Origin of the sequence: Daejeonella sp. H1SJ63 (assembly GCF_029360775.1) — a bacterium.
Lineage (GTDB): Bacteria > Bacteroidota > Bacteroidia > Sphingobacteriales > Sphingobacteriaceae > Daejeonella.
Genome location: NZ_JARKMZ010000013.1, coordinates 13908 through 37500, shown reverse-complemented (window position 1 = coordinate 37500; position 23593 = coordinate 13908). Strand labels below are relative to the sequence as shown.

General features: G+C 39.4%; 22 protein-coding genes. 11 read left to right on the top strand and 11 right to left on the bottom strand.

All coding sequences use genetic code 11. The features are described from left to right. Window positions 1–11 precede the first annotated feature (11 nt). Window positions 12–1154, bottom strand: a complete 1143-nt coding sequence (locus tag P2W72_RS05200; protein WP_276359849.1) for a cysteine desulfurase family protein — start codon at window positions 1152–1154, stop codon at window positions 12–14. Between the two features lie 112 nt (window positions 1155–1266). Beyond that, on the bottom strand, window positions 1267–2655 hold the full coding sequence (glmM, locus tag P2W72_RS05195; protein WP_276359848.1) for a phosphoglucosamine mutase: 1389 nt from the start codon (window positions 2653–2655) through the stop codon (window positions 1267–1269). A gap of 97 nt (window positions 2656–2752) precedes the next feature. On the opposite strand from glmM, the gene P2W72_RS05190 reads away from it, so the two are divergent. From P2W72_RS05190 to P2W72_RS05180, 3 genes are read left to right on the top strand one after another with little or no spacing between them, the layout of a single operon-like run. After that, window positions 2753–3490, top strand: coding sequence for a class I SAM-dependent methyltransferase (locus P2W72_RS05190; RefSeq protein ID WP_276359847.1), 738 nt, complete (start codon window positions 2753–2755; stop codon window positions 3488–3490). Further along, entirely contained in the window at window positions 3483–4064 is a 582-nt protein-coding gene (locus tag P2W72_RS05185) for a phosphatase PAP2 family protein (RefSeq protein WP_276359846.1), read from the top strand. The genes P2W72_RS05190 and P2W72_RS05185 overlap by 8 nt, the downstream gene beginning before the upstream one ends. Next, entirely contained in the window at window positions 4046–4759 is a 714-nt protein-coding gene (locus P2W72_RS05180) for a ZIP family metal transporter (protein ID WP_276359845.1), read from the top strand. The genes P2W72_RS05185 and P2W72_RS05180 overlap by 19 nt, the downstream gene beginning before the upstream one ends. Window positions 4760–4804: 45 nt before the next feature. Here P2W72_RS05180 and P2W72_RS05175 read toward each other — a convergent pair whose 3' ends face one another. From P2W72_RS05175 to P2W72_RS05135, 9 genes are all read right to left on the bottom strand, one after another. Next, complete coding sequence (locus P2W72_RS05175) at window positions 4805–5254, bottom strand: MarR family transcriptional regulator (RefSeq protein ID WP_276359844.1); 450 nt, start codon at window positions 5252–5254, stop codon at window positions 4805–4807. A 65-nt stretch (window positions 5255–5319) separates the two neighbouring features. Further along, complete coding sequence (locus P2W72_RS05170) at window positions 5320–5478, bottom strand: DUF5522 domain-containing protein (protein ID WP_276359843.1); 159 nt, start codon at window positions 5476–5478, stop codon at window positions 5320–5322. Beyond that, window positions 5459–6418, bottom strand: a complete 960-nt coding sequence (locus P2W72_RS05165) for an MBL fold metallo-hydrolase (protein ID WP_276359842.1) — start codon at window positions 6416–6418, stop codon at window positions 5459–5461. The genes P2W72_RS05170 and P2W72_RS05165 overlap by 20 nt, the downstream gene beginning before the upstream one ends. After that, a complete protein-coding gene (gene coaE / locus P2W72_RS05160; protein ID WP_276359841.1) occupies window positions 6418–7017 on the bottom strand; it encodes a dephospho-CoA kinase in 600 nt (199 codons plus the stop codon). The genes P2W72_RS05165 and coaE overlap by 1 nt, the downstream gene beginning before the upstream one ends. Next, complete coding sequence (locus tag P2W72_RS05155; protein WP_276359840.1) at window positions 7018–7965, bottom strand: YbbR-like domain-containing protein; 948 nt, start codon at window positions 7963–7965, stop codon at window positions 7018–7020. Between the two features lie 79 nt (window positions 7966–8044). Continuing rightward, on the bottom strand, window positions 8045–8329 hold the full coding sequence (yajC, locus tag P2W72_RS05150; RefSeq protein ID WP_276359839.1) for a preprotein translocase subunit YajC: 285 nt from the start codon (window positions 8327–8329) through the stop codon (window positions 8045–8047). A 17-nt stretch (window positions 8330–8346) separates the two neighbouring features. Then, complete coding sequence (locus P2W72_RS05145; protein WP_276359838.1) at window positions 8347–8805, bottom strand: DUF1573 domain-containing protein; 459 nt, start codon at window positions 8803–8805, stop codon at window positions 8347–8349. 9 nt (window positions 8806–8814) lie between these two features. Next, a complete protein-coding gene (gene nusB, locus P2W72_RS05140) occupies window positions 8815–9762 on the bottom strand; it encodes a transcription antitermination factor NusB (protein WP_276359837.1) in 948 nt (315 codons plus the stop codon). A 40-nt stretch (window positions 9763–9802) separates the two neighbouring features. After that, window positions 9803–10891 (bottom strand): Glu/Leu/Phe/Val dehydrogenase, encoded by a 1089-nt coding sequence (locus P2W72_RS05135; protein WP_276359836.1) that lies wholly within the window; start codon window positions 10889–10891, stop codon window positions 9803–9805. Window positions 10892–11276: 385 nt separating this feature from the next. On the opposite strand from P2W72_RS05135, the gene P2W72_RS05130 reads away from it, so the two are divergent. From P2W72_RS05130 to P2W72_RS05095, 8 genes are all read left to right on the top strand, one after another. Then, window positions 11277–13064 (top strand): ABC transporter ATP-binding protein, encoded by a 1788-nt coding sequence (locus P2W72_RS05130; protein ID WP_276359835.1) that lies wholly within the window; start codon window positions 11277–11279, stop codon window positions 13062–13064. Between the two features lie 180 nt (window positions 13065–13244). Next, on the top strand, window positions 13245–13574 hold the full coding sequence (locus tag P2W72_RS05125) for a DUF3276 family protein (protein WP_276359834.1): 330 nt from the start codon (window positions 13245–13247) through the stop codon (window positions 13572–13574). A gap of 194 nt (window positions 13575–13768) precedes the next feature. Then, the gene (locus P2W72_RS05120; protein ID WP_276359833.1) at window positions 13769–15034 is read left to right on the top strand and encodes an MFS transporter; all 1266 of its coding nucleotides are present in this window, start codon (window positions 13769–13771) and stop codon (window positions 15032–15034) included. Between the two features lie 127 nt (window positions 15035–15161). Then, on the top strand, window positions 15162–18218 hold the full coding sequence (locus tag P2W72_RS05115) for a PVC-type heme-binding CxxCH protein (RefSeq protein ID WP_276359832.1): 3057 nt from the start codon (window positions 15162–15164) through the stop codon (window positions 18216–18218). Between the two features lie 66 nt (window positions 18219–18284). Beyond that, the gene (locus P2W72_RS05110; protein ID WP_276359831.1) at window positions 18285–20048 is read left to right on the top strand and encodes a neutral/alkaline non-lysosomal ceramidase N-terminal domain-containing protein; all 1764 of its coding nucleotides are present in this window, start codon (window positions 18285–18287) and stop codon (window positions 20046–20048) included. 10 nt (window positions 20049–20058) lie between these two features. Continuing rightward, window positions 20059–20916: a sugar phosphate isomerase/epimerase gene (locus P2W72_RS05105; RefSeq protein ID WP_276359830.1), complete on the top strand. Its 858-nt coding sequence runs from the start codon at window positions 20059–20061 to the stop codon at window positions 20914–20916. A 60-nt stretch (window positions 20917–20976) separates the two neighbouring features. Beyond that, entirely contained in the window at window positions 20977–21822 is an 846-nt protein-coding gene (locus P2W72_RS05100; RefSeq protein ID WP_276359829.1) for a polysaccharide deacetylase family protein, read from the top strand. A gap of 53 nt (window positions 21823–21875) precedes the next feature. Then, on the top strand, window positions 21876–23588 hold the full coding sequence (locus P2W72_RS05095) for an IlvD/Edd family dehydratase (RefSeq protein WP_276359828.1): 1713 nt from the start codon (window positions 21876–21878) through the stop codon (window positions 23586–23588). Window positions 23589–23593 lie beyond the last annotated feature (5 nt).

The following is a 23593-nucleotide window of genomic DNA, read 5'->3' as shown; positions in this document are numbered from 1 at the left end:
AAACAGTTTACTCAGGATTTAACAGAGGCGGCGCACAAATCCCTGACTTTGGTAACTGCATAATCAATTTCTTCCTTCGTATTATACTTACTGAATGAAAACCTGACTGCAGGACGATCCGGATTAGCATGTATTGCATTCAGAACATGCGACCCAATATTAGTGCCTGAGCTGCATGCACTCCCCCCCGATACTGAAATCCCTGCAATATCCAGACTAAACAATAACATCTCGGCCATTTCCATCTCAGGAAATGATACATTCAATACAGTATACAGACTTTTTTCAGGATCAGTTTCACCATTAAATTCAACCCCCGGTATATTCTTCCTCAGCTCATCCATCATGTATGATTTAAGTCCCTGAATATACTTCTGATGCTCTGGCATCTCCTTATAAGCAATTTCAAGAGCTTTCGCTAGTCCGGCAATACCATACACATTTTCCGTTCCTCCCCTCATATTCCTTTCCTGAGAACCGCCGTAGATCATCGGGTTGATCTTGATTTTATGGTTAATATACAGAAATCCGATTCCCTTGGGACCATGCAATTTATGAGCTGCACATACAATAAAACTCACTTTCAGCTTTGACAGATCATGCGGATAGTGCCCCATAGTCTGAACAGTATCACAATGATACAGTGCATTATACTGTTCACAAAGTTCCCCTACACGTTCTATATCTGTTAATGTGCCCAGTTCATTATTGGCATGCATCAGCGAAACGAAACTTCTTTCATTTGTTTTCAAAAGCTCTTCCAGATGACTGTAATCAACACATCCTTTTGAATCAATATTCACGAAACTCAAACGAATTACACCGCTTTTCTCTAATGCCTCTAACGTATGAAGTACGGCATGATGTTCAATGGCCGTAGTAATGGCATGTTTAATACCATGATCAATAATTCCGCAACGAATGGCCATATTGTCGGCCTCCGTTCCTCCTGAGGTAAAGAAAAACTCTGAAGGCGAAGCATGAAGTAATCCTGAAATTGTCTTACGTGCCTTCTCAATGATTGTACGAACCTCTCTTCCATGCGCATGAATTGATGAAGGATTACCATACTGGTTTTCCATTACATCAAACATAGCTTTCATCACATCCTTATCTAAAGGTGTTGTTGCTGCATTGTCAAGATATACACGCATTTTATACTATTTAAATTAAAAGAATCCTGTCTGAGCCATTGGTTAAAAACCCTGACAGGCAAAAATTCAACGTAAAACTGCAGAACTATACATAAATTCAACTGTTCGGGTATCAGGATATCCTCAGAATCTCCTTAATATCAGATATAATCTTCTTAGCAAGGTTTTCAGCTATGGTTTCAGAGCTCCCTTCCGAATAAATTCTGATAATCGGCTCTGTATTTGACCTTCTCAGATGTACCCATTGCTTATCAAACTCGATTTTCAAGCCGTCAATTGTACTGTGAGGCTGATTTTCATATCTTTTCTCCACTTCCTTCAGTAATGCATCTATATCCATTTCCGGAGTAAGTGTGATCTTATTTTTAGAGATATAATACTCGGGATATGATGCTCTGAGCATGGAAACTGTCTGTGCCCTTTTTGCCAGATGTGTCAGGAACAAAGCTATTCCTACCAGCGCATCGCGGCCATAATGAGACTCAGGATAAATAATTCCGCCATTCCCCTCACCGCCAATGATCGCATTGGTTTCTTTCATTTTACTGACCACATTAACCTCACCAACTGCCGCTGCATTATATACACAACCGGCAGCCTCTGTAACATCCCTAAGAGCTCTTGTAGAAGATAAATTAGAAACTGTACTTCCCGGTGTATGCTGCAATACATAATCTGCAACTGCTACTAAAGTATATTCTTCTCCGAACATCGATCCATCTTCACAAACAAAGCATAAACGATCTACATCCGGATCGACAACAATTCCCAGATCGGCCTTATTAGCCACCACTACTTTTGAAATTTCTGTAAGATTCTCAGGAAGTGGCTCAGGGTTATGCGGAAACTCACCATCAGGCGTACAGTACAATTCAAAAATTGTTTCAACACCAAGAGCCCTTAACAAGGCCGGAACATAAATACCACCTGATGAATTAACACAGTCTACAGCTATTTTAAAATTAGCCTGACGTACTGCATCCGCATCAACCAAGGGTAGTGCAAGAACCTTATCAATATGCTTCTGAAGCCAGGAATCATCAAATGTAACTTTACCGAGTTCATTTACTTCTGCATATTCAAGATCGGTCTGTTCTGCCATTTTAAGAACAAGCTGTCCATCCAGATCTGAAATAAACTCCCCTTTATCATTGAGTAATTTAAGTGCATTCCATTGTTTCGGATTATGGCTGGCGGTGAGAATAATTCCACCACCCGCATTTTCATCCGGTACGGCAAGCTCAACTGTTGGGGTTGTAGACAGTCCCAGATCAATCACGTCAATTCCAATACTCTGCAGTGTTCCAACAACCAGATTTCTGACCATTTCTCCTGAGATTCGGGCATCCCGGCCAATCACAATTTTCTTCTTACCGGTATTATTTATCACCCAATGCCCAAAGGCTGAAGTGAATTTTATGATGTCAGGAGGTGTCAGACCATCGCCTGCAACACCACCAATTGTACCCCTTATTCCTGAGATTGATTTTATTAGACTCACCTTATTAATTTAAAATTCAAAAATAACAATTCAAATGTATACACCTACTGTAAAACAGTAAATGTATATATTTGCTCCTAAACTATGATATCAGTATATGACTAAAAAGTGGTTTCAAAACTGGTTTAGTTCGCCCTATTACCATATCCTGTATCATCAAAGAAATGACGATGAAGCAGAATATTTCATTGATAATCTCTGCGCCTATCTAAAACCCGGCATTAACTCAAAATTACTGGATATTGCCTGTGGCCGGGGAAGACATTCGGTTTATCTGAATAAAAAGGGTTATGATGTTACCGGTATTGATCTTTCAATCTCAAATATTCGTTTTGCCCAACAATTTGAACGGGAAAGCCTGCACTTCTATGTGCACGATATGAGATTCAGGTTTTATATCAATTATTTCGATTTCGCATTTAATCTTTTTACCAGCTTCGGACACTTTGACACTGAGAGAGATCATATCAGCGCCCTGAAAACTATTAACAGATCACTGAAGAAAGATGGTATTCTGGTTCTTGATTACTTCAATACAGAAAAGATCAGCCGTAATCTATCAGCACAGGAAGTGAAAAATATTGATGGGATTGATTTTTACATCAGTAAAAAGGTATCAGATGGAAAAATTATAAAAAACATATCTTTTGAACATAAAAATAAAGATTACGCATTCAAAGAAGAGGTAAGAGCCTTGGTATACAGTGATTTCGAAAAAATGTTCAGAAGAAGCGGCTTTACCATTTTACATCATTTCGGGGATTTCGCTCTCAATCCATTTGATGAAAACAGATCCGATCGTTTAATATTTATATGCCGTAAATCAGATGCTTGAACAACTCATTCAATTTGACAGGGAATTATTCTTTGCCATTAATCAGGGTCTGAGTAACCCACTTTTCGACTGGCTGATGCCGGCATTGAGAAATCGCTTTTTCTGGACTCCGCTTTACTTGTTCATCATTATATTTTCCATCAGAAATTATGGAAAACAGGGTTGGTATCTGCTGATTTTTCTTGGATTAACTTTTGGCTTTACAGATTTTGCTTCTTCCTCAATAATCAAACCTGCGGTACAAAGACTAAGGCCCTGCAATGATCCGGAAATCAAATCAGAAGTTAACAGCAGAATAGCCTGTGGAACAGGGTTCAGTTTCCCTTCTTCGCATGCATCAAATCATTTTGCACTTGCTGTTTTTATGATCATGATGTTCTATTCAAAATGGAAACTGATTTTACCCCTGGGATTACTTTGGGCAGGATCCATAAGTTTTGCACAAGTTTATGTAGGTGTACATTTTCCTATTGACGTTAGCTCAGGAGCTATAATCGGATCTATGATCGGTTATATCATGGCATCAATTTTATTAGTTACAAAAACATTCAGTACATGGAAATCTGGGAACTGATCCTTCTTTTCAGCAGCGCTTTTTTAGGAGGAACAGGTGTTTTTCTTTTCAAAAAAGATAATCAAAACCGCTTAAAGCTAGTCTTATCATTCAGCGGAGCCTACCTCTTTGCTATTACAGTACTGCATCTTATGCCTGATGTCTATTCATCCGGCAATCACCGGACAGGTCTCTTTATTCTGGGAGGCTTTCTGCTTCAGATAGTTATGGAGCAATTTTCTGAGGGAATAGAACACGGGCATATTCATAAACACAATCATCATCATTATGTATTCCCCTGGGGAATTATGCTCAGCCTATGCCTTCATGCATTTTTAGAAGGAATGCCATTGGCACAAGACCGGCATAATGAACTGGTATTCGGTATTGCTTTGCACCATATACCCGCTGCATTTGCTCTGGGAAGCGTACTGATACAGAATAATCTGAATAAAAAATATGTTTTAGTATTACTTGTTATTTTTGCAACGATGAGCCCATTGGGATACCTGCTTAGTTATCAGATCGGACAGGGATCTATTGGCAATATTGAGATTTATTTCGACAGTATTATGGGTGTGGTAATCGGAATATTCCTTCACATTTCAACAACAATACTTTTCGAATCAAGTGTTGACCATAAATTTAATCTGAAGAAAATGGCAGCTGTATTGATGGGTGTTGGGATTGCACTGATTGGTTTTTTTATCCATTGATTCAATGCTCAGACAGTAATAAGGTGCTGTCAGAGCAAATTCTCACTAACCTCTCATTTTATCAAGCAGGTTACTCAGAATCACTGCCTCCTCCTCGGTAAGGTTATTGCCAAGTATCTCTTTTATTGACAATTCTTTATCCAGCTTTGTCAAAATATCTAAGCCTTCCTGACTTATGATTATATCTACAGCACGCCGGTCCTTAACATTTACACAACGCTTTACCAAACCCTTTTGAACCAGACGCTCAACAATTCTGGAGGCATCAGACATCTTATCCAGCATGCGTTCCCTGAGCATATTAATAGTTGAAGGACTGGGATACTGCCCACGGAGGATTCTGAGAATATTAAATTGCTGCAGGGTAATTTTATGCTTGTTAAGCATAATTTTCAAAATATTGGTGATCCAGCCATAGGTATAAATCAGATTTACGATGGCCTTTTGGTGCTTATCGTCAAATTTATTACTGTAAATTTCTTTCTCTATTTCCATTTAATGTTGCCCTGTCTGAATCAGAATTATTTCAATTATAATAAGATAAGTTAATAAAAAATGAATTATTTTAATTTGCCTTTCCGAATTATCTTTTGCCCATACTTCCATGGGCAGTGCCGGCATTTATTTTTACAGCAGGTTCCCCGCTTCAGGTGATATGCCTCTGTAAAAACCAGATTGCCATTTTCATCCAGATAATAGTCAACCTTCCCTATCAGCATAATTTAACATTTTAATCTTCATGGAATCTTTGAAATACCTTTTTAAATGATTCCCGTTGCCATGTAGTGTCCAAACTTCGTGGGGTTCAGCTTCTGACACCATTTTCAGAATATCATTCCAGTCAACATGATCAGAAATTAAGACTTGCATATCATTATTTACCTGTAATCTCATCCATCCGGAAGCAAATGCCCTGACTACATTTTTAGCATGTATATAACTGTTAAAAGTTAATGGCGGCACTATATAAACCATATTCTGATCGGGCAGCTTCATTGATTTTCTATTGTAAATCTCATACTTTCCGGGAGAGTACCCAAACGCATCATATATTTTGTTCAAACCAAAAATGGAATGATGTACCACCACAGAACGCTCAGGACAATACCTGTTGATCAGGCTGATCAGCCTTTGAGCTTTACCCAATGAATATGCCCCAAGCAATATATTATGATTAAAAGCATTGAATTTCATGATTTCTGATGCTGCATCAGGATGCCTTACTTCAGGATCAGCAAAGGTTGTTTCTGTGATCAGAACATCAGCTTTTACAAATTCCAACCTCTCGCATGTTGAATCCTCCTGCAATTTATAATCGCCTGTATACAAATACCTTACACCTTCATACTCCATCAAAACCTGTGCTGAACCAAGTATATGGCCCGCAGGTATAAAACTTATTTTAACCCCGTTTATAACAAAGCTTTCAGACCAGTTGTAAATATTGAATTGATTTCCAGCCTGCTTTTGATATCTATGCTGCATGAAGGCCGCTGTAGCTGCAGTGCAATAGACAAAGTTATTCCCACGAACCGCATGATCACCATGTGCATGAGAAATCACAGCATGAGCAACAGGAGTTTGAGGATCCAGATAAAAATCACCTCTGGAACAATACAGACCTTGCTCATTAATAAATAAAAAATCTTCAATAATCATTATCTGCCAGCTGCTGCCTCAATAAACTGCTTATGAAGTTTTATAATCTCCGGGATCAGTAAATGGGTTTCATCATTCCGGAGAATATGAGTGGCCAGTTTTTCCTTCTCTTTATCAGTCCATTGCCTCTTCATTCGCAATCTTACCTCCTCCTCACTTATCCCATCTCTGTCCATCACCCGTGCAATCCGTAATGTCTCGGGTGTTAAAATCAGTATTGTCTGATCACACATTTTATAAGAATTACTTTCAAACAGCAATGCAGCCTCTTTCATTACATAAGGTGCACTCAACTGTTCAGATACCCATAAATCAAAAGCCCTGAATACTGCGGGATGTACCAGACTGTTCAGTTTTTGAAGTTCAGCCTCATCTTTAAATACGATTGATGAAATATGAGCCCTGTTTAACTCACCACTTTCAGAGTAAGAATCGCTGCCGAATGTACTGATGATCTGTTTTTTGAGTAAAGTATCAGTGCGCATAATTGATTTTGCCACACTATCAGCATAAAAAACAGGAACACCCAGCAATTCAAAAACTTTACAAATGGTTGTCTTGCCACTGCCTATGCCTCCGGTTATTCCTATTCTCAGCATTTATCTTTGAATTATAAAATCAATATTTTGTGGTTCAATTTTGATTAGTTTGCAATAATCAGGAAAGCGGTCAATATGTACAGGTAATTGCTTATAGCCTTTATTCTTCCAGTTGTTAAGATCAATGCTCAATTCAAAATAGCTTCTGTCAATTTTCCGGTAATTACTCAGAGCAGTCAGGAAAGTAACTTTAACCTTATCAGGAAGAATTTTCACATTCCCATATTCATTATTATTAAGAAGCCTGACCGGAACCTCTATAACTTTTTCAGTAAACTCATCTACTTTCAACCGGGCATCTACTATACCCGGATAAATACTTATGTTAGCCTGCACAGGTCTTTTCAGCGATATTTTTGTGCTTAGGTTTGAATTGATATTCTTAAGTATAAGAGTATCTGTAGGCCAGCTTTTAATCTGTTCCAGTTCTTTTATAGGACCTGTTACTGTGACATAATCCGGGAAAAAATTAACAGAGTCTGATATGCCGTAATGAGGCATAAACACAATTTTATGAACAAGACGAATCGGAATTCTTTTGACACTTCTCGCTGAAAAGTCAAAATACAGGGTATCAGGTTCTATCTGAACAATCTTCTGACTGGATTCGAATTGTCTGTTAATCTGAGGGAGCTGTAAGGAAAGATCAACAAATGTTTTTCTGTTTAACACACCCAGATCAACATCAACCGACTGGGGTTTTATTCTCATTTTTGAAAATAAAAGCTGCCAGCCCGTGCCTTCCACCTTTAAATCAATGGTATCAGACTGCAGAGGTTTGAAAGCTTTATTCTGAGGAAAATTAACAAAGCGAACCAGAGTTTGTACCTGATAAATATACCTGTTCGATAAAGAAAGAAACATCCAGGCTCCGACAGCAACTATTATGCATACGAAAAACAAGGATAAACGTCGTCTTTCAGTTTTATTGAACTTGATAAAAGGCATATTTAAACGGCTTGCTTAAATTTTTTAAATAAAAACGCCGCCTCAAATGGAAGCGGCGCACTATTATTTTAACGAGTTCTTATTTACTTTCAGGCTGATTTAAAGCCTTCGATGCTTCCAGAGAAACAGAAGATTTTTCGAACCTGATTTTGGTACCACTTTCAACTTCAATCAGGAAAGTTGTATCATTCAGATCAACAATCTTTCCATGAATTCCGGAAGTCGTGATCACTTTATCACCCTTCTTTAATTCTTCAACAAACTTTTTATGATCCTTCGCCTTCTTCATCTGAGGTCTGATCATGAAAAAGTAAAATACTACTATAATTAGCAGCATTGGCAAAAACTGACTGATTTGCTCCATTTCTATTTTATAATTAATTATTTGGTTTGAACTTGCTCTTTAGCCATGACACTACCCAAAATATTCAGCTCAGTAAATGATGGAATAGTATTGGCAGTGATAGTAACTACTTTATTTTGCACTCCCGGCTTACCTGCACTATCGAATACAACACTAATTATACCTTCCTCACCAGGTGCAATAGGTTCTTTCGGATAATCAGGAACGGTACATCCACAACTTGCAGAAGCACTGCTAATTATCAAAGGGCTCTTGCCCACATTTTTGAACTTAAAATCATGGGTTACTTTCTCGCCTTCATTAATCAGGCCGAAATCATAAACTTCTTTCTCAAATTTAAAAACCGGAGCATCTGCCGTATCCACAGCTGCAATTCCCTGACTTTCGCTGACAGCGGTTGTTTCAACAGGTTGTTTCTGATTGTTACATGCTGCTAAAAATGCAGCAAACACTAATGATAAAACGATTTTCTTCATGTATATAAATTACTCAATTAATCCCTTACCGATCTTCCTGACCTTTCCGCTCGCTTTAAGATCAGCTAAAATTTTATCTAAAATACCGTTTATAAATGAATTACTTTTAGGTGTACTGAATTCTTTTGCAATTTCAATATACTCATTCATGGTCACTTTTACCGGTATTGAAGAAAAGTGAATAAGCTCTGTAATTGCCATTCGCATCAGTAGGGTATCCATGAGGGCAATACGTTCTGAATCCCAGTTTTTAGTTTTCTGAGCAATCATATCCTGATATTCAGTTTCGAATGCAATAACTTTCTTAAAAAGATCAGCAATAAATGGACGGTCTTCATCCCAATTAGGACAGATCACGGCAAGCTTATTTTCATTGGGCTCATCATGAGAGAAATTCTTGAAAGTCTTAGCTACCAATGCCTGCAAAACTTCTTTATCTACCGGCCAGTTGATAAACTTTTCTTCAAAAACCTGCTCTATACCGGGAGATTTGAGAATTAGCTTTTTAAAAATGTATTTAATAATATCCTTATCCGTCTGAATTGAATGCTCTGTAAGATTCAGGTAGGAGTTATACTCAGGAGTAGCCTTCAGAGTAATGAAAATTGATTTACAGATCTCAGGATCAAAATCCCATGATATTTTATACTTTTTAACAGCAGCCTGGTATTCAGCATTTTGCCTTAGCGCACTTATAAACAGGTTATCATGAAGCTTCAGGCTGGCATTTAAATCTTCTTCGGAAGGAAGATGTTTATTGGCACGCTCACCGGCATCTATAATACTGTAATCAGCAACTTCAATGAGCAGCGAAAGCAGAAAAATATACATCTCACTGACCTTGTCTACACTTTGAATCAATGCCTTTTCAAATGGTACAATATCTTTTACTTCTGATTGCTGGTAAGAATACAATACCTGCAATGCTTTGACCCTCAGATGCCTTCTGTTTAACATGTATAAGAACGATTTTGTTTTTAATAACCCTAATAAACTCTTAATAGGATGCTTTTATTTTTCTGATATCAGCAATACGCTTTTCAGCAATTTTATTGGCAGCTTCTATCGTAGGAATTTTTTCCTCTTTTGATTTCTGAATTACTCTTCTGGTGGCCTCATAAATATTCTCGGCCATCTGAAGTGTTTTCTTTTTACTGAATCCGGCAATCTCCGAATAGCAATTGATCAAACCACCTGCATTGATCAGATAATCAGGAGCATACAAGATACCTTTCTCAAGCAGCATATTTCCATGTACTACCTCATCAGCAAGCTGATTATTTGCAGAACCTGCAATAATCGGGCATTTTAACCGGTTAATTGTTTCTGTATTAACCGTTGCACCTAATGCACAGGGTGAATAAATATCGATGTCCAGATCAAAAAGACTATTGTTAGCAACAGCTTTTGCCCCATATTTCTTTGCAATCTGTATCAGACGATCTTCATTTATATCGCATATATAAACCTTGGCATTCTCATTTCTAAGCAGTCCGACAAGATTTTCGCCTACATGACCAATACCCTGAACAGCAACCGACTTGCCGGCAAGACTGTCATTTCCAAAATGCTCTTTCAGACAAGCCTTTATCCCCATAAATACACCTCTTGCAGAAACAGGTGAAGGATCACCGCTACCCCCTATTGACTCTGGGACACCGGTCACAAACTTGGTTTCCATCCGGATATATTCCATGTCCTTTGGGGTTGTACCCACATCCTCTGCCGTAATGAATGATCCGTGAAGATTCTCTATGAACCTGCCGAACCTCCTCATCAAAGCCTCTGATTTATGCAAACGGCTGTCTCCTATAATAACAGCCTTGCCTCCACCCAGATTCAGACCGGAAATAGCTGCTTTATAAGTCATGCTGCGCGATAGTCGCAATGCATCCTGCAAAGCTTCATTTTCAGTCTTGTAGAGCTGCATTCTGGTCCCGCCTAAAGCAGGACCAAGTGTTGTATCATGTATTGCAATTATTGCTTTTAAACCTGTATCAGGATCACTGCAATAAACTACCTTCTGATGTCCAAAAGCATTAAGCTGACTAAAAACTGAATGTTCATCAAACTGAGATAATATCATGTTACGTATCTGGCTTTACCTTACAAAAGTAGTAAAAATTCAATACTAACTTCTTAATTCAAAATACTTATGAATTATTTAGATCAATTGACTGACTATTTTCAAATATATTTATTCAATTGCTGTTTATCTGATCTGGTTTTTACAGAAAGTCAGAGTTAAACATTTTCAGTCAATCACAATTAATATTCGTTTCAGTTCATCCAGGGGGTCAATTGGATTAAGCCAATTAGATTTATGCAAAATTATGTATGAATTATGCTTGAATCCTCATAATCAGACATCGGCAACTTAAAATCTACAAATCATTACTCATCACATAAAACTGAGAACCTACTACTCAACACTTACAAATAATAAACTATTTTTGCTTCCCAATTACGCTATGAAAGAACTGGCATACCTGAATAAATTTTTCTATAAATATCGCTGGAGATTCCTTCCGGGAGTTTTTTTTGTCATTATTTCCAATTTATTCGGTGTATTACCTGCTCAGGTAATACGTATAGCGTTTGATCTTGTTAGTGAAAACATCGCATTATACAGACTCTACAGCGGATTTGAAAGACAAAGTCTGGTGGCGGATTTATTCGGACAGAGTCTGCTACTTTTCGGGTTGAGTGTACTTGCTCTGGCACTTTTAAGAGGTCTGTTTTTATTTTTCATGCGTCAGACAATCATTCTTATGTCGAGACATATTGAATACGATCTGAAAAATGAGATTTACACCCATTACCAAGATCTATCAATGGCGTTTTATCGCCGAAACAATACCGGTGATCTGATGAACAGGGTGACCGAAGATGTAAGCAGGGTAAGGATGTACCTGGGACCAGCAATTATGTATACCATCAATACAGTGGTCCTGTTTATTTTAATTATCCTGGCCATGTTTAATGTAAATGCAAGACTGACCCTATATTCATTGCTTCCGCTGCCATTACTGGCTATTACAATCTATTATGTACATACCATTATTAATCAACGCAGTGAAAAGATCCAGGAGCAGCTTTCATCTATGTCGAGTTTTGTACAGGAAACTTTTTCCGGAATCAGGGTTATAAAAGCCTATGTCAGGGAAGAAGATATACGTGATAAGTTCAGCAGGGAAAGTGAAAGCTACAAATCTCACTCCATGTCACTTGTACAGATTCAGGCTCTCTTTTACCCATTGATGTTGCTCCTCGTAGGATTAAGCACCATCATTACAGTTTATATAGGTGGTGCAGAGGTTATGAAGGGCACCATCACTTCAGGAAATATTGCAGAATTTATCGTCTATGTCAATCAGCTGACCTTCCCGGTTACATCGCTCGGATGGGTTACATCTCTTGTACAAAGGGCTGCCGCATCCCAAAAGAGAATTAATGAATTTCTGAAAACAGACACTGAAATACATTCAGGCCCGGAAGACGATCTTGTATTAAAGGGAAGTATAAAGTTCAACAATGTCAGTTTCCGCTATCCAGACACCGGAATTCAGGCAATAAAAAATGTGTCATTTGAAGCCAGACCCGGAGAGTTTCTGGCAATAATTGGCCGTACAGGATCCGGTAAATCAACCATTGCCAATTTATTAATGCGCATGTATGATTGTGATTCAGGCTCAATCCTCATTGATGGAAGAGAAATACAAAAACTGGAACTGCAGAATTACAGGCAGCAAACAGGCTTTGTACCACAGGAAGTATTTCTGTTTTCGGATACAATTTTTAATAATATAGCCTTTGGATTAAATTCTGCTGAAACCGAAAAAGTAGAACAAGCTGCCAAAGATGCCGCAGTTTATCAGAATATCATAGAGTTTGAAAGAGGCTTCGATACTATGATCGGAGAACGGGGAATAACACTTTCGGGAGGTCAGAAGCAAAGGTTATCCATTGCAAGGGCAATTATTAAGGAGCCGCAGATTCTGATCTTTGACGACTGCCTTTCGGCAGTAGATACACGAACTGAAGAGCAGATACTGAACAGTCTTGGCCGGATTATGAAAAACAAAACCAGCATTTTGATTGCACACCGTGTATCAACTATTAAAAATGCGGACAGGATTCTTGTGATGCAAGAGGGTGAAATTATTGAGCAGGGAACTCACGATGACCTTATGGCTATAAAAGGAAGCTATTTTGAATTATTTGAAAAGCAGCTTCTGGAAGAAGAAACAACAGAATAAATAATCTGAACAATAGAATTCTTCAAAATAATCATACTAGTTACATGCTTAATCAGATATTTTTTCGCTGTAATTAATATCTCACTGCACTATTAAAAAAATAAGCCATTCAGCTAAAAAAAATCAATTTGTTACTTTCCGAATATCTATTATATTTACCCCCAACAAACTAAAAAAAACATGGGAGATTTCGACAACAAAGAAAGAGAAGAGGTTTTTTCGAAGAAGGTAAGAGCCGGGAAGCGCACCTACTTTTTCGATGTTAAAGCTACACGATCAAATGATTATTATGTTACTGTAACAGAAAGTAAGAAGCGTCTTGAGGATGGTGTTTTCATTAAGCACAAGATTTTTCTTTACAAAGAAGATTTTGAAAAATTTGCTGAAGGTCTGAAGGAAACAATAGACTATATCAAAGCACATCAGGATGTGGTTGAAAAACGTTATGAATTTTCAGAGAATCATTCGGAAACAGCCAAAGCTGAGGATGATTTCTCTTTCGATATCTGATCAGAATCAAATAAATAATTCTAAGGGCCGCCGGTATTCAGCGGCCCTTTTTCATGTCTGCATTTTTATTGTATTTGCAGAATATCAAATTTAAAAGGAAATCAATTCTTTTCTCCTTCCAAAACTAAATCCCATAATTATGATTTCCTGATAAATTACCATAACTTAAAACCTTATAACCTAAACCTTAAAACATGGAAATTATTCAACGAAACAAACTTTTTACAGCAAGCTGCCTGGCACTACTGGTTACTTCTTTGTCATTTGGAATCCGGGCGGGAATTTTAAATCAGTTAGGGACTGATTTTCAACTCAACGCAACACAGTTAGGCACCATTACAGCAACTGCATTCTGGGGTTTTCCTCTTGCAGTGGTGATTGGTGGAATGGTAGTTGACATCATTGGCATGAAACGATTGCTTGTAATTGCATTTCTGTTTCATCTTTTAGGTATAATCTTAACAATTACTGCTCAGGGGTACTGGACACTATTCATTTCAACTCTGCTTATTGGTATTGCCAATGGAACAGTTGAGGCGGCATGCAACCCATTGGTGACAGCAATATACCCCGACAATAAAACCACAAAATTAAACCATTTTCATCTGTGGTTTCCGGGAGGAATATTTACAGGTACTCTTATAGTCTTATTATTCAACTTATTAGGACTTGACTGGAAAATGCAGGTAGGTGTAATGCTTATTCCAACTGTAATTTATGGGTATTTATTTTCTAAACTGCAGTTCCCTCCAACTGAACGTGTATCCAGCGGAATTTCAACTGCAGCCATGTACCGTTCTGTTACCTCGCCGCTATTCATTTTTATGTTCATCTGTATGTTCGGAACTGCGATTACCGAACTCTTCACCGGACAATGGATTGATGTTTTATTAAAGAACGTAACTGATAATGCAATTCTGATATTAACTCTAACAACTGGTGTAATGGTCATAGGCCGCGGATTGGCAGAGCCGGTAGTTCACCGCTTCTCTCCGCAGGGAGTTTTACTTATCTCGGCCATACTTTCTGCCCTTGGACTATATCTTTTAAGTACCTTAAGTGGTAATTCGATTTTCCTTGCAGCATTTATATTCGGTATTGGTGTTTGTTATTTCTGGCCAACAATGCTAGGTTTCGTTGCAGAGAACATCCCTCAGTCTGGTGCATTGGGATTAAACCTGATGGGTGGTGCAGGTATGTTTGCTGTTTCAGTTTATATGATGTTTATGGGCGGGTATTATGATTCCAGGCTCATTGAAAAATTACCTGAAGGGGCAAGCTTACAGGAATACAGTGCTGCACCCGGAGGCTCAGAAATGGCACTGGTCTTATCTCAGGCTAAAAGTGCCGCCGGACCTGAAATCCTTCAGGCTACCCTGATTATCCCTGTTGTGCTTACTCTGGCTTTCGCCGGACTGGTAATCTATATGCGCAACAGAAAGAAGGTGGAAATTTCATAATCCGGAATAATTAATAACGAAAATATCAATTAACCATTCCTCTCTGAAATTCAGTAAACATGAGTTTCAGAGAGGAATGAATATCCCCCCTGTAACGTAAACGGGAATTTTAATCAGGCAATTTTCAATGAACACATCTACCAATAGTTATGTCCGGTTCTGCTGGGCTTTATTAATTTCATTATCTGTTATCAGTAGCTGTAAAGACAAATCAGGTCAGGGTACAATTACATCAGCAGTTAGTGCTGATCAGGCTTTGTCTACATTTGAGGTCCCGCCGGGTTTTAAGATAGAATTAGTTGCCGCAGAACCCCTGATCTCGGATCCGGTTGACATGGAAATTGATGAATTTGGCAATATGTATGTTGTTGAGATGCATGGTTACCCATTAGATAAAAGTGGAAGCGGAAATATCATCCTGTTAAAAGATACAAATGGCGATGGTAAAATGGACAAACGCATTGTATTCGCCGACAAATTAACTCTTCCCGCAGGAGTGATGCGCTGGAAAAAAGGCATTATGGTTACAGATGCCCCGCATTTGCTTTATCTTGAAGATTCTGACCATGACGGACAGGCAGATATCCGTGACACCCTGCTCACCGGTTTTGCATTGTCAAATCCGCAGCACAATACCAATAATCCAATGTATGGTCTGGATAACTGGGTCTACATAGGACATCAGGGTGCAACTTCTACACGCGAATACAAAGAAGATTTTGGTGATGAAGGATCAGAAATCATCTTTCCCGGTTTCCCGGATGCTCCCAAACTACCCAAAAATGCTAACGGACGGTCTGTCAGGTTTTTGCCCGACAGCAAAAAGATAGAAACCCTTTCAATTCAAACACAATTCGGACATGCCTTTGATAAATGGGGACACTGGTTTGGATGTAATAACTCCAATCAGGGATATCATGAAGTGATTGCCAACCGGTATTTCGAACGAAACAAAGATCTTCTTATTTCAAGTTCTATACAATCAATGTCTGACCATTTGAACGCCCCGGAAGTTTTCCCTACTACCACTCACCCCGACAGGCAATTGCTCACTGATGTTGGAATAATGACCTCAGGGTGCGGAATAACTGTTTATCAGGGCGGAGAGTTCCCGGCACCTTTTGACAAGGATATAAGCTTTATTGCTGAGCCTGTAAGCAATCTGGTACATGCAGATCAGCTGAAAGACAATGGAGCAAGTTTTACAGCAAGTACTGTTTTAAAGAATAAGGAATTCCTGACTTCTACCGATGCATGGTCGCGCCCGGTTAATTTTTATGTTGGTCCGGATGGAGCGCTCTATGTTCTGGATTATTATCGCAGAGTGATCGAGTCTCCGGAATGGATGTCTGAGGAAGCAATCAAGGCGGGAGGACTTTATGATGGTTCAGATATGGGAAGGATATACCGAATCTCGGCAAAAGATCAAAAAGCCACAGACTGGACAAAAGGACTTAAACTGGGTAATGAGAGCAGTGAAAATCTGGTAAAGTATCTTGCCAGCAAAAATTTATGGTGGAGAAGCAATTCACAAAGGCTATTGGTTGACCGAAAGGATAAAAAGGCCCTTGCTGCACTCAGTTCGATGATAACAAATACTGATTCTCCTATGGGTCGTTTGCATGCTCTCTGGACAATTGAGGGTATGGGAGAACTGAAACCTGGCCATATTCAGCAGGCATTAAAAGATAAAGAATCTGGAATCAGGGAAAATGCAGTCAGGCTCGCAGAAATCCACCTGAAAGACTATCCTCAACTGGAAAGTTCACTCCTGTTGATGCAGAACGATAGTGATCCTAAAGTAAGACTGCAATTATTATTAACACTGGGATATTTTAATACTAAAGAATCAGCCATCGTCAGAAATAAGCTCCTGTTTAAAGATATCAATGATAAATGGGTACAGATTGCTGCATTGACGGCAGGCTCATCCCAATCTGAATCTATATTGCAGGAAGTACTTAATAATTACCGTCAGGGTAATCCTGCATATGCTTCATTGGTTCAGCGTACAAGCACCATGATTGCAAACCGTGGTGATCAGGCCGCAATAAAGCAGGCTATTCAAAGATCTACAGCTCTAAACGCAGGCAAAGTTCCTGCATGGCAGGGTCCAATGCTGGAGGGACTGGCAAGTGGACTGGAATCACTCAAATCAAAATCTCCCGAATCAATTAAAATAATTAACCAATACAATAGTTTATTAATTAAAACATTCTTTGATCATCCTTCTAAAAATGTTAGAAATGCATCTCTGAACATATTAAAAATTACGGAACTGAATGATGATAAGCTGGCAAAATCAGCAACAGACAAGTCATTAAAAATAATGGCGAACAAAAGTTTTACTGATGAAAAAAGAGCTGAGGCTATAAACTTTATCTCGCTTACAGACCCCTCTCCTTTCAGCAATCAGCTTAAGAATTTGATTGTCCCTCAGGAACAACCTATGGTACAATTAGCCGCATTAAAAACATTAAGCACAATATCTGGCACGGAGGTAAGTAATTATATCTTGCAGAAGTGGGCTGTACTCACTCCGGAAATTCGTGATGCTGCCATCGGAACATTTCTTGGCCATCAGGACAGGATAAGTTTGCTTTTAGATGCGATAGAATCGAATAAAGTTCAGGCAAGCAGCGTAAGTTTTGGACGAAGTGTTCAACTCATGCAAAATAAGGATGATAATCTTCGCAGGAGAGCCAGGGCACTGTTCACTAAAAATGAGGAGGAGGGTAAAAAAGTCAACAAAGCCTATCAGCAAGCTCTTGAATTAAAAGGTGATGCCACAAAAGGAAAGGAAGTTTATGTAAACAATTGTGCCATTTGCCATCAAATGAGAGGAAAAATGGGTGTCGGGCTGGGGCCTGATCTGGGAACAATCCATAACTGGACAGCTGAGATTATCATGGCCAATATCCTTGATCCAAACATTTCAATTTCAGCAGGATATGACCTTTGGAATGTTGAACTAAAAACCGGAGAATCAATTCAGGGCATTATTTCAAGTGAAACAGATGCTGCCATCACCCTAAAGAACAATGGAAAACCTGAAAGAACAATTAACCGGCAGGACATAAAAGAAATCAGGAGCCTTGATATGTCAGCAATGCCTGGCGGACTTGAAAAAAAGATCAGTAAACAGGAGATGGCTGATTTGCTGGCATATCTGCGTAAATTTTAATCAATCAAGTTTTTAATGCTTCCACTATTCATACGAATGAAATATTGAACACAAGTTTATGAAACCATGGCTAAATTAAGATTAAACCATCTCCTGTTAGGACTTTTAATCATTTCTGCAGAGATAAGTTCGGGGCAACAAGCTAAAAGAGAATTCCGTGCCTCTGTGGTTAAAATTGACATTACGCCGGATGAACCCAAAATGCTATTGGGTTATGCAGCGAGAAAATCAACCGGAATCCATGATCGCATTTATCATCGGATTGTGGCAATGGACGACGGCATTAAGCAATTTTTTCTGGTTTCAACTGATATCTGCATCATGTCGCCTTCTGAATATGACCATGTTGCAGGTCTCCTGCGACAGCAATTAGGTGTTGAGCCTGAGAATTTCTGGTGGACTTTAACCCATACACACTCAGCACCCGAAGTTGGTGTTCCCGGTCTGCCGGAGGTTTTCATGGGCGAACGCTACAAGCATGATGTAGATACTGCCTATACGTCATTGGTTAAACAGTCTCTTATAAACGGAATCAGGGAAGCCCGAAACAAACTGGTTAAAGCCAAACTTGGTGTTGGCTGGGGATTTTCACAGGCAAACATCAATCGAAGGGCAATTGATGTTGACGGCAAAGCCAGCTTAGGTTTAAATCCGGATGGTGCGGTAGATCGGAAGATCGGTTTGATCCGTCTGGATAAAGAAGATGGAAGTCCGATTGCACTGATAGCCAATTATGCTATACATGGAACTGTTTTAGGTCAGGATCATACCGAAATCAGCGGAGATGCTCCCGGAATTGTGTCTGAATATGTAGAACAAAAAATTGGAGCTCCCCTTCTTTTCATCAATGGTGCAGCAGGTAATCTGGCACCCATTTACAGTGTTTATCCCAATCCCAGATCAGGACACCTCAGTCAGTTCCGTGTTTTACTTGGCGACAAAATACTATCAGCAAATAAAGAAATAGTATCATCCGGATCAGACATCAGATTAATTTCAGGATCGCTGACCATAGAAAGCCCCAGAAAACCGGGATTAAGCTGGCCCAAAGATCTGGGCAGCTATTCGCGGACAACAGCTTCAGGGGAAAATATGGTTCTCCTTCCTGCAAGGTTTCTGAAAATTAATGAAGATGTGGCTATATGGAGCTTGCCCGTGGAATTATTTTGTGAAATCTCAAATGAAATACGCGACCAATCTCCTTTCCCATTTACATTTTTCTTTGGCTATACAAACGGCTGGCTGGGTTATCTGCCTACAGAAAAGGAATGGCCTCACGGCGGATACGAGGTCGATCGGGTTTCGCCCTATACCCCTGCGATCGAAAAACATCTGAAAGAATCTGTTATTGCTTATTTAAAAGGTGAAATGAAGAGCCTGCAGGTATCCCGGGTTGACTCTAACAGTCAACCTGAACTGGTAAGCTCGGAAGCCGACGGTTTACTCAGGCTCAGTGCCCGTAAAGGGAAAGCTATTGGCCCTGATATCAAATACATGCCTGAATGGAATGCTTTCGGCTGGTTTACTGCATCCGACAGGGTTGAATGGGATGCAGATATTAAAACTGAAGGCTTATACAATGTGGAATTGGAATGGTCAGTTTCTGATCAGGAAGCAGGAAAAGAGTTTTTAATGGAAGCCGGCAATCAAAAATTGACCGGAACAATTGACAAAAGCGGATCCTGGGAAACTTTTAAAACAAAGAGTTTGGGATCAATTAAACTTAAATCAGGTATTCAGAAGATTGTTTTCAGGTCAAATAAACATTTTGAGAAGGGTGCCTTGCTTGATTTGCGGGAACTCAGGCTAAAATTAGTTAGTAACCCATAAAAATAAACAGATGAAAACATTAAAAGTTAGCATCCGGCACATAGTACTTACTATTTCCATGATAATTTGCAGTGCGCAATTAATTGAATGCTATGCCCAAAAAGGCAATGCTGAATGGCAAATGGGAGTAGCTTTGTATTCGTTCAACCGGTTTTCATTTGCTGATGCTATTGATAAAGCAGATAAAGCAGGAGTAAATTACGTTGAAGGCTTCTCCTTCCATAAACTCGGCACGGAGCTAAATGGAAAAAGTATGTCATCATTAGACAAGCCTGATATCAGCAAAATGCAGGAAATACTCAGGAATAAACACATTGAGATGAGATCTATGTATGTTGCCGGTGCAAAAAATGAAGCCGACTGGCGGTATTATTTTGAGCTGGCAAAACAAATGAAAATGCAATATCTTGTTGCTGAACCCGAAAAGGAATCCTGGGACATGCTCGACCGTCTTGCCGGAGAATATAAAATTAAAATAGCCATACACGAACATGCAAAAGGCAAAAGTATTTACTGGCATCCTGATTCAGTACTTGAAGCTATGAAAGACCATCCGAATTTTGGAGTTTGTGCGGATCTTGGACATTGGGCAAGAAGCGGGTTAAATCCTGCAGAATGTCTGAAAAAGCTTAGCGGACATATTCTTGGCGTACATTTAAAAGACATAGATAAATCAGGTAATACCGAAGCCGGAGATGTAATTGTTGGCAAAGGTGTTATCGATTTCCCATCAGTAGTGGCTGAGTTAAAACGTCAGCAATTCAAAGGGATTGTTCATATGGAATGTGAACATAAAATGGAAAATAATCTTGCTGAGGTCATTGAGGGAATTAAGTATTTCAAAGAACTCTATAAACAAGACAGATAAACTGATTTCAGTAAGATAATACTTATAAATCATGATCTAAAAATCACTTATAAAATAACTATGAAAACATTTTCTGAAAATTTAAGCGGCAGCATTCGGCTGTTTGAAAAATATTACTTTTTGCTATTGCTTATTGTTCTGTTTTCGGGCAAAACAATACATGCACAAGAAGCCGCATCCGGCTTTGCATGGCCTGAAGGCAAACAAATTGCCATCAGTCTAAGCTTTGATGATGCACGTGCCAGCCAGGTAGATGCGGGAACGGCATTACTCGACGAGTATGGTGTAAAAGCTACATTTTACGTAGTACCTAATTCAGTTAAACAAAGACTGGAAGGCTGGAAAAAAGCAGCAGAAAACGGGCATGAAATAGGAAATCACTCCTATAATCACCCTTGTACCGGAAACTTCCCATGGTCAAGACAAAAGGCAATAGAGAATTATACCCTTAAAAAAATGAAGAAGGAGCTGATCATGGCAAATCATGAAATTGAGAATCTGCTTGGTATAAAATCTGAGGTTTTTGCCTATCCATGCGGACAAACCTATGTAGGCAGTGGAAAAAACACCAGAAGCTATGTTCCTGTAGTTTCTAAACTATTTTTAAGTGGCCGGGGCTGGCTGGATGAAGGTCCGAATGACCCCCAGTTTTGTGACCCTGCCCAGCTCACCGGAATGGAAATGGACGGAAAAGAATTTGAGCAGATTTTACCCCTTATTGAAAATGCAAAAAAAACGGGTGCCTGGCTGGTACTTGCCGGTCATGAAATGGGCTCATCCGGAAGTCAGACAACAAGACTAAGCATGCTGAAGAAGTTAATTGAATATGCTCAAAACCCGGCTAACGGAATCTGGATTGCTCCTGTTGGAACGGTTGTTAAATATATCAAGGCTCAGAAGGGATAAATCGCTATCTCTGATCAAAAAATATTTTTTAGATACTGTTAAGTCATATTAAAATGAATAAAAAATTACGCAGCCGGCAATGGTTTGGCAAAACCGGAAAAGATGGTTTCATTTACAGGGCCTGGATGAAAAATCAGGGAATTCCGGCTGATGAATTTCAAGGCAAGCCTGTAATAGGTATTTGCAATACCTGGTCGGAACTTACTCCCTGCAATGCACATTTCCGCGAATTGGCAGAGTCTGTAAGAAGAGGAATACTCGAAGCCGGCGGTTTTCCGGTAGAATTCCCGGTGATGTCGCTCGGTGAAACGCTGATCAAGCCAACCGCCATGCTGTACAGAAACCTTGTCAGTATGGATGTGGAAGAATCTATTCGCGCTAATCCACTGGATGGGGTTGTTTTACTTTGCGGATGCGACAAAACAACTCCTGCCCTTGTTATGGGCGCATGTAGTGTGGATATTCCTGCAATTGTAGTATCCGGAGGCCCCATGCTTACCGGGAAATATCAGGGTAGGGATATTGGCACAACTGATGTCTGGCGCTTTACCGCCGACCTGAAAGCTGGTTTAATGACTGAAGAAGAATTAAATGTTGCGGAAGCCGGCTTATGCCGCAGCCGTGGGCATTGCGCAGTAATGGGTACAGCATCTTCAATGGCCTGCATGGTTGAATCTCTTGGCCTCACCTTACCCGGCAATGCAGCTATTCCTGCCGCTGATTCAAACCGTAAAGTACTAGCCCAATTATCAGGAAGAAGAATTGTTGAAATGGTTAAAGAAGACCTTAAACCATCTGATATTCTGACTAAAAAAGCCTTTGAGAATGCGATTAAAGTGAATGCCGCTATTGGCGGATCAACTAACTTTGTGATTCACCTTACAGCTATTGCCGGAAGAATTGGCGTTCCTCTTGAACTGAAAGAATTTGATCCGATATCTGCTCCTATCCCATTGCTTGCAAACCTTCAGCCATCCGGACAGTTCTTCATGGAAGACCTCTATTATGCCGGCGGAGTTCCGGCTCTTTTAAAGGAACTGGATAATTTTCTGAACAGGGACTGCATTACAGTAAATGGGAAAACAATTCAGGAGAATTACAAAAATGCTGAATGTTATAACAGAAACGTGATCGCTACTATTGAACAACCATTCAATACCGCAACCGCCTTAGCCGTATTACAGGGTAATATTTGTGAAAATGGTGCAGTAATAAAACCTTCAGCAGCAAGTCCGCATTTATTTAAACACAGAGGCAAAGCCATTGTCTTTGAAAATATTGAAGATTACAAAGCCAGAATCGATGATCCTGAACTTCCGGTGGATGAGAACAGCATTCTGGTGCTGAAAAATGTTGGTCCTAAAGGGTACCCAGGAATGCCTGAAGTGGGGAATATGAGTTTACCGGTTAAATTGCTTGAAAAGGGTATTCAGGACATGGTCAGAATCTCTGATGGCAGGATGAGTGGCACAGGGTTTGGAACTGTTGTACTGCACGTATCACCCGAAGCAACACTGGGGGGTAATTTTAGTGTTTTGGAAACAGGCGATATGATCAGTCTTGATTTAGAAGCAAGGAGCCTGAATGTTGAGCTCAGCGATTCAGAATTAAATACCAGAAAAGCAAAATGGGTCAAACCGGAAAACCTGGTTGAAAGAGGTTATACCGGATTATATATCAATAATGTTGAACAGGCGCATTTAGGTGCCGACTTCCACTTTCTTAAAGGTGGTTCAGGAAGTGAAGTAAGCAGAGATTCTCACTAATTACA

Bases quoted from the DNA above. Each gene is read 5' to 3' on its own strand.
- P2W72_RS05180 (WP_276359845.1), top strand. From the start codon at position 4,046: ATGGAAATCTGGGAACTGATCCTTCTTTTCAGCAGCGCTTTTTTAGGA.
- P2W72_RS05100 (WP_276359829.1), top strand. From the start codon at position 20,977: ATGAAAACATTTTCTGAAAATTTAAGCGGCAGCATTCGGCTGTTTGAA.
- P2W72_RS05105 (WP_276359830.1), top strand. From the start codon at position 20,059: ATGAAAACATTAAAAGTTAGCATCCGGCACATAGTACTTACTATTTCC.
- coaE (WP_276359841.1), bottom strand. From the start codon at position 7,017: ATGCTGAGAATAGGAATAACCGGAGGCATAGGCAGTGGCAAGACAACC.
- P2W72_RS05200 (WP_276359849.1), bottom strand. From the start codon at position 1,154: ATGCGTGTATATCTTGACAATGCAGCAACAACACCTTTAGATAAGGAT.
- P2W72_RS05125 (WP_276359834.1), top strand. From the start codon at position 13,245: ATGGGAGATTTCGACAACAAAGAAAGAGAAGAGGTTTTTTCGAAGAAG.
- P2W72_RS05165 (WP_276359842.1), bottom strand. From the start codon at position 6,418: ATGATTATTGAAGATTTTTTATTTATTAATGAGCAAGGTCTGTATTGT.
- yajC (WP_276359839.1), bottom strand. From the start codon at position 8,329: ATGGAGCAAATCAGTCAGTTTTTGCCAATGCTGCTAATTATAGTAGTA.
- P2W72_RS05175 (WP_276359844.1), bottom strand. From the start codon at position 5,254: ATGGAAATAGAGAAAGAAATTTACAGTAATAAATTTGACGATAAGCAC.
- P2W72_RS05145 (WP_276359838.1), bottom strand. From the start codon at position 8,805: ATGAAGAAAATCGTTTTATCATTAGTGTTTGCTGCATTTTTAGCAGCA.
- P2W72_RS05170 (WP_276359843.1), bottom strand. From the start codon at position 5,478: ATGCTGATAGGGAAGGTTGACTATTATCTGGATGAAAATGGCAATCTG.
- P2W72_RS05120 (WP_276359833.1), top strand. From the start codon at position 13,769: ATGGAAATTATTCAACGAAACAAACTTTTTACAGCAAGCTGCCTGGCA.
- P2W72_RS05185 (WP_276359846.1), top strand. From the start codon at position 3,483: ATGCTTGAACAACTCATTCAATTTGACAGGGAATTATTCTTTGCCATT.
- P2W72_RS05135 (WP_276359836.1), bottom strand. From the start codon at position 10,891: ATGATATTATCTCAGTTTGATGAACATTCAGTTTTTAGTCAGCTTAAT.
- nusB (WP_276359837.1), bottom strand. From the start codon at position 9,762: ATGTTAAACAGAAGGCATCTGAGGGTCAAAGCATTGCAGGTATTGTAT.
- P2W72_RS05095 (WP_276359828.1), top strand. From the start codon at position 21,876: ATGAATAAAAAATTACGCAGCCGGCAATGGTTTGGCAAAACCGGAAAA.
- P2W72_RS05190 (WP_276359847.1), top strand. From the start codon at position 2,753: ATGACTAAAAAGTGGTTTCAAAACTGGTTTAGTTCGCCCTATTACCAT.
- P2W72_RS05130 (WP_276359835.1), top strand. From the start codon at position 11,277: ATGAAAGAACTGGCATACCTGAATAAATTTTTCTATAAATATCGCTGG.
- P2W72_RS05115 (WP_276359832.1), top strand. From the start codon at position 15,162: ATGAACACATCTACCAATAGTTATGTCCGGTTCTGCTGGGCTTTATTA.
- P2W72_RS05110 (WP_276359831.1), top strand. From the start codon at position 18,285: ATGGCTAAATTAAGATTAAACCATCTCCTGTTAGGACTTTTAATCATT.
- P2W72_RS05155 (WP_276359840.1), bottom strand. From the start codon at position 7,965: ATGCCTTTTATCAAGTTCAATAAAACTGAAAGACGACGTTTATCCTTG.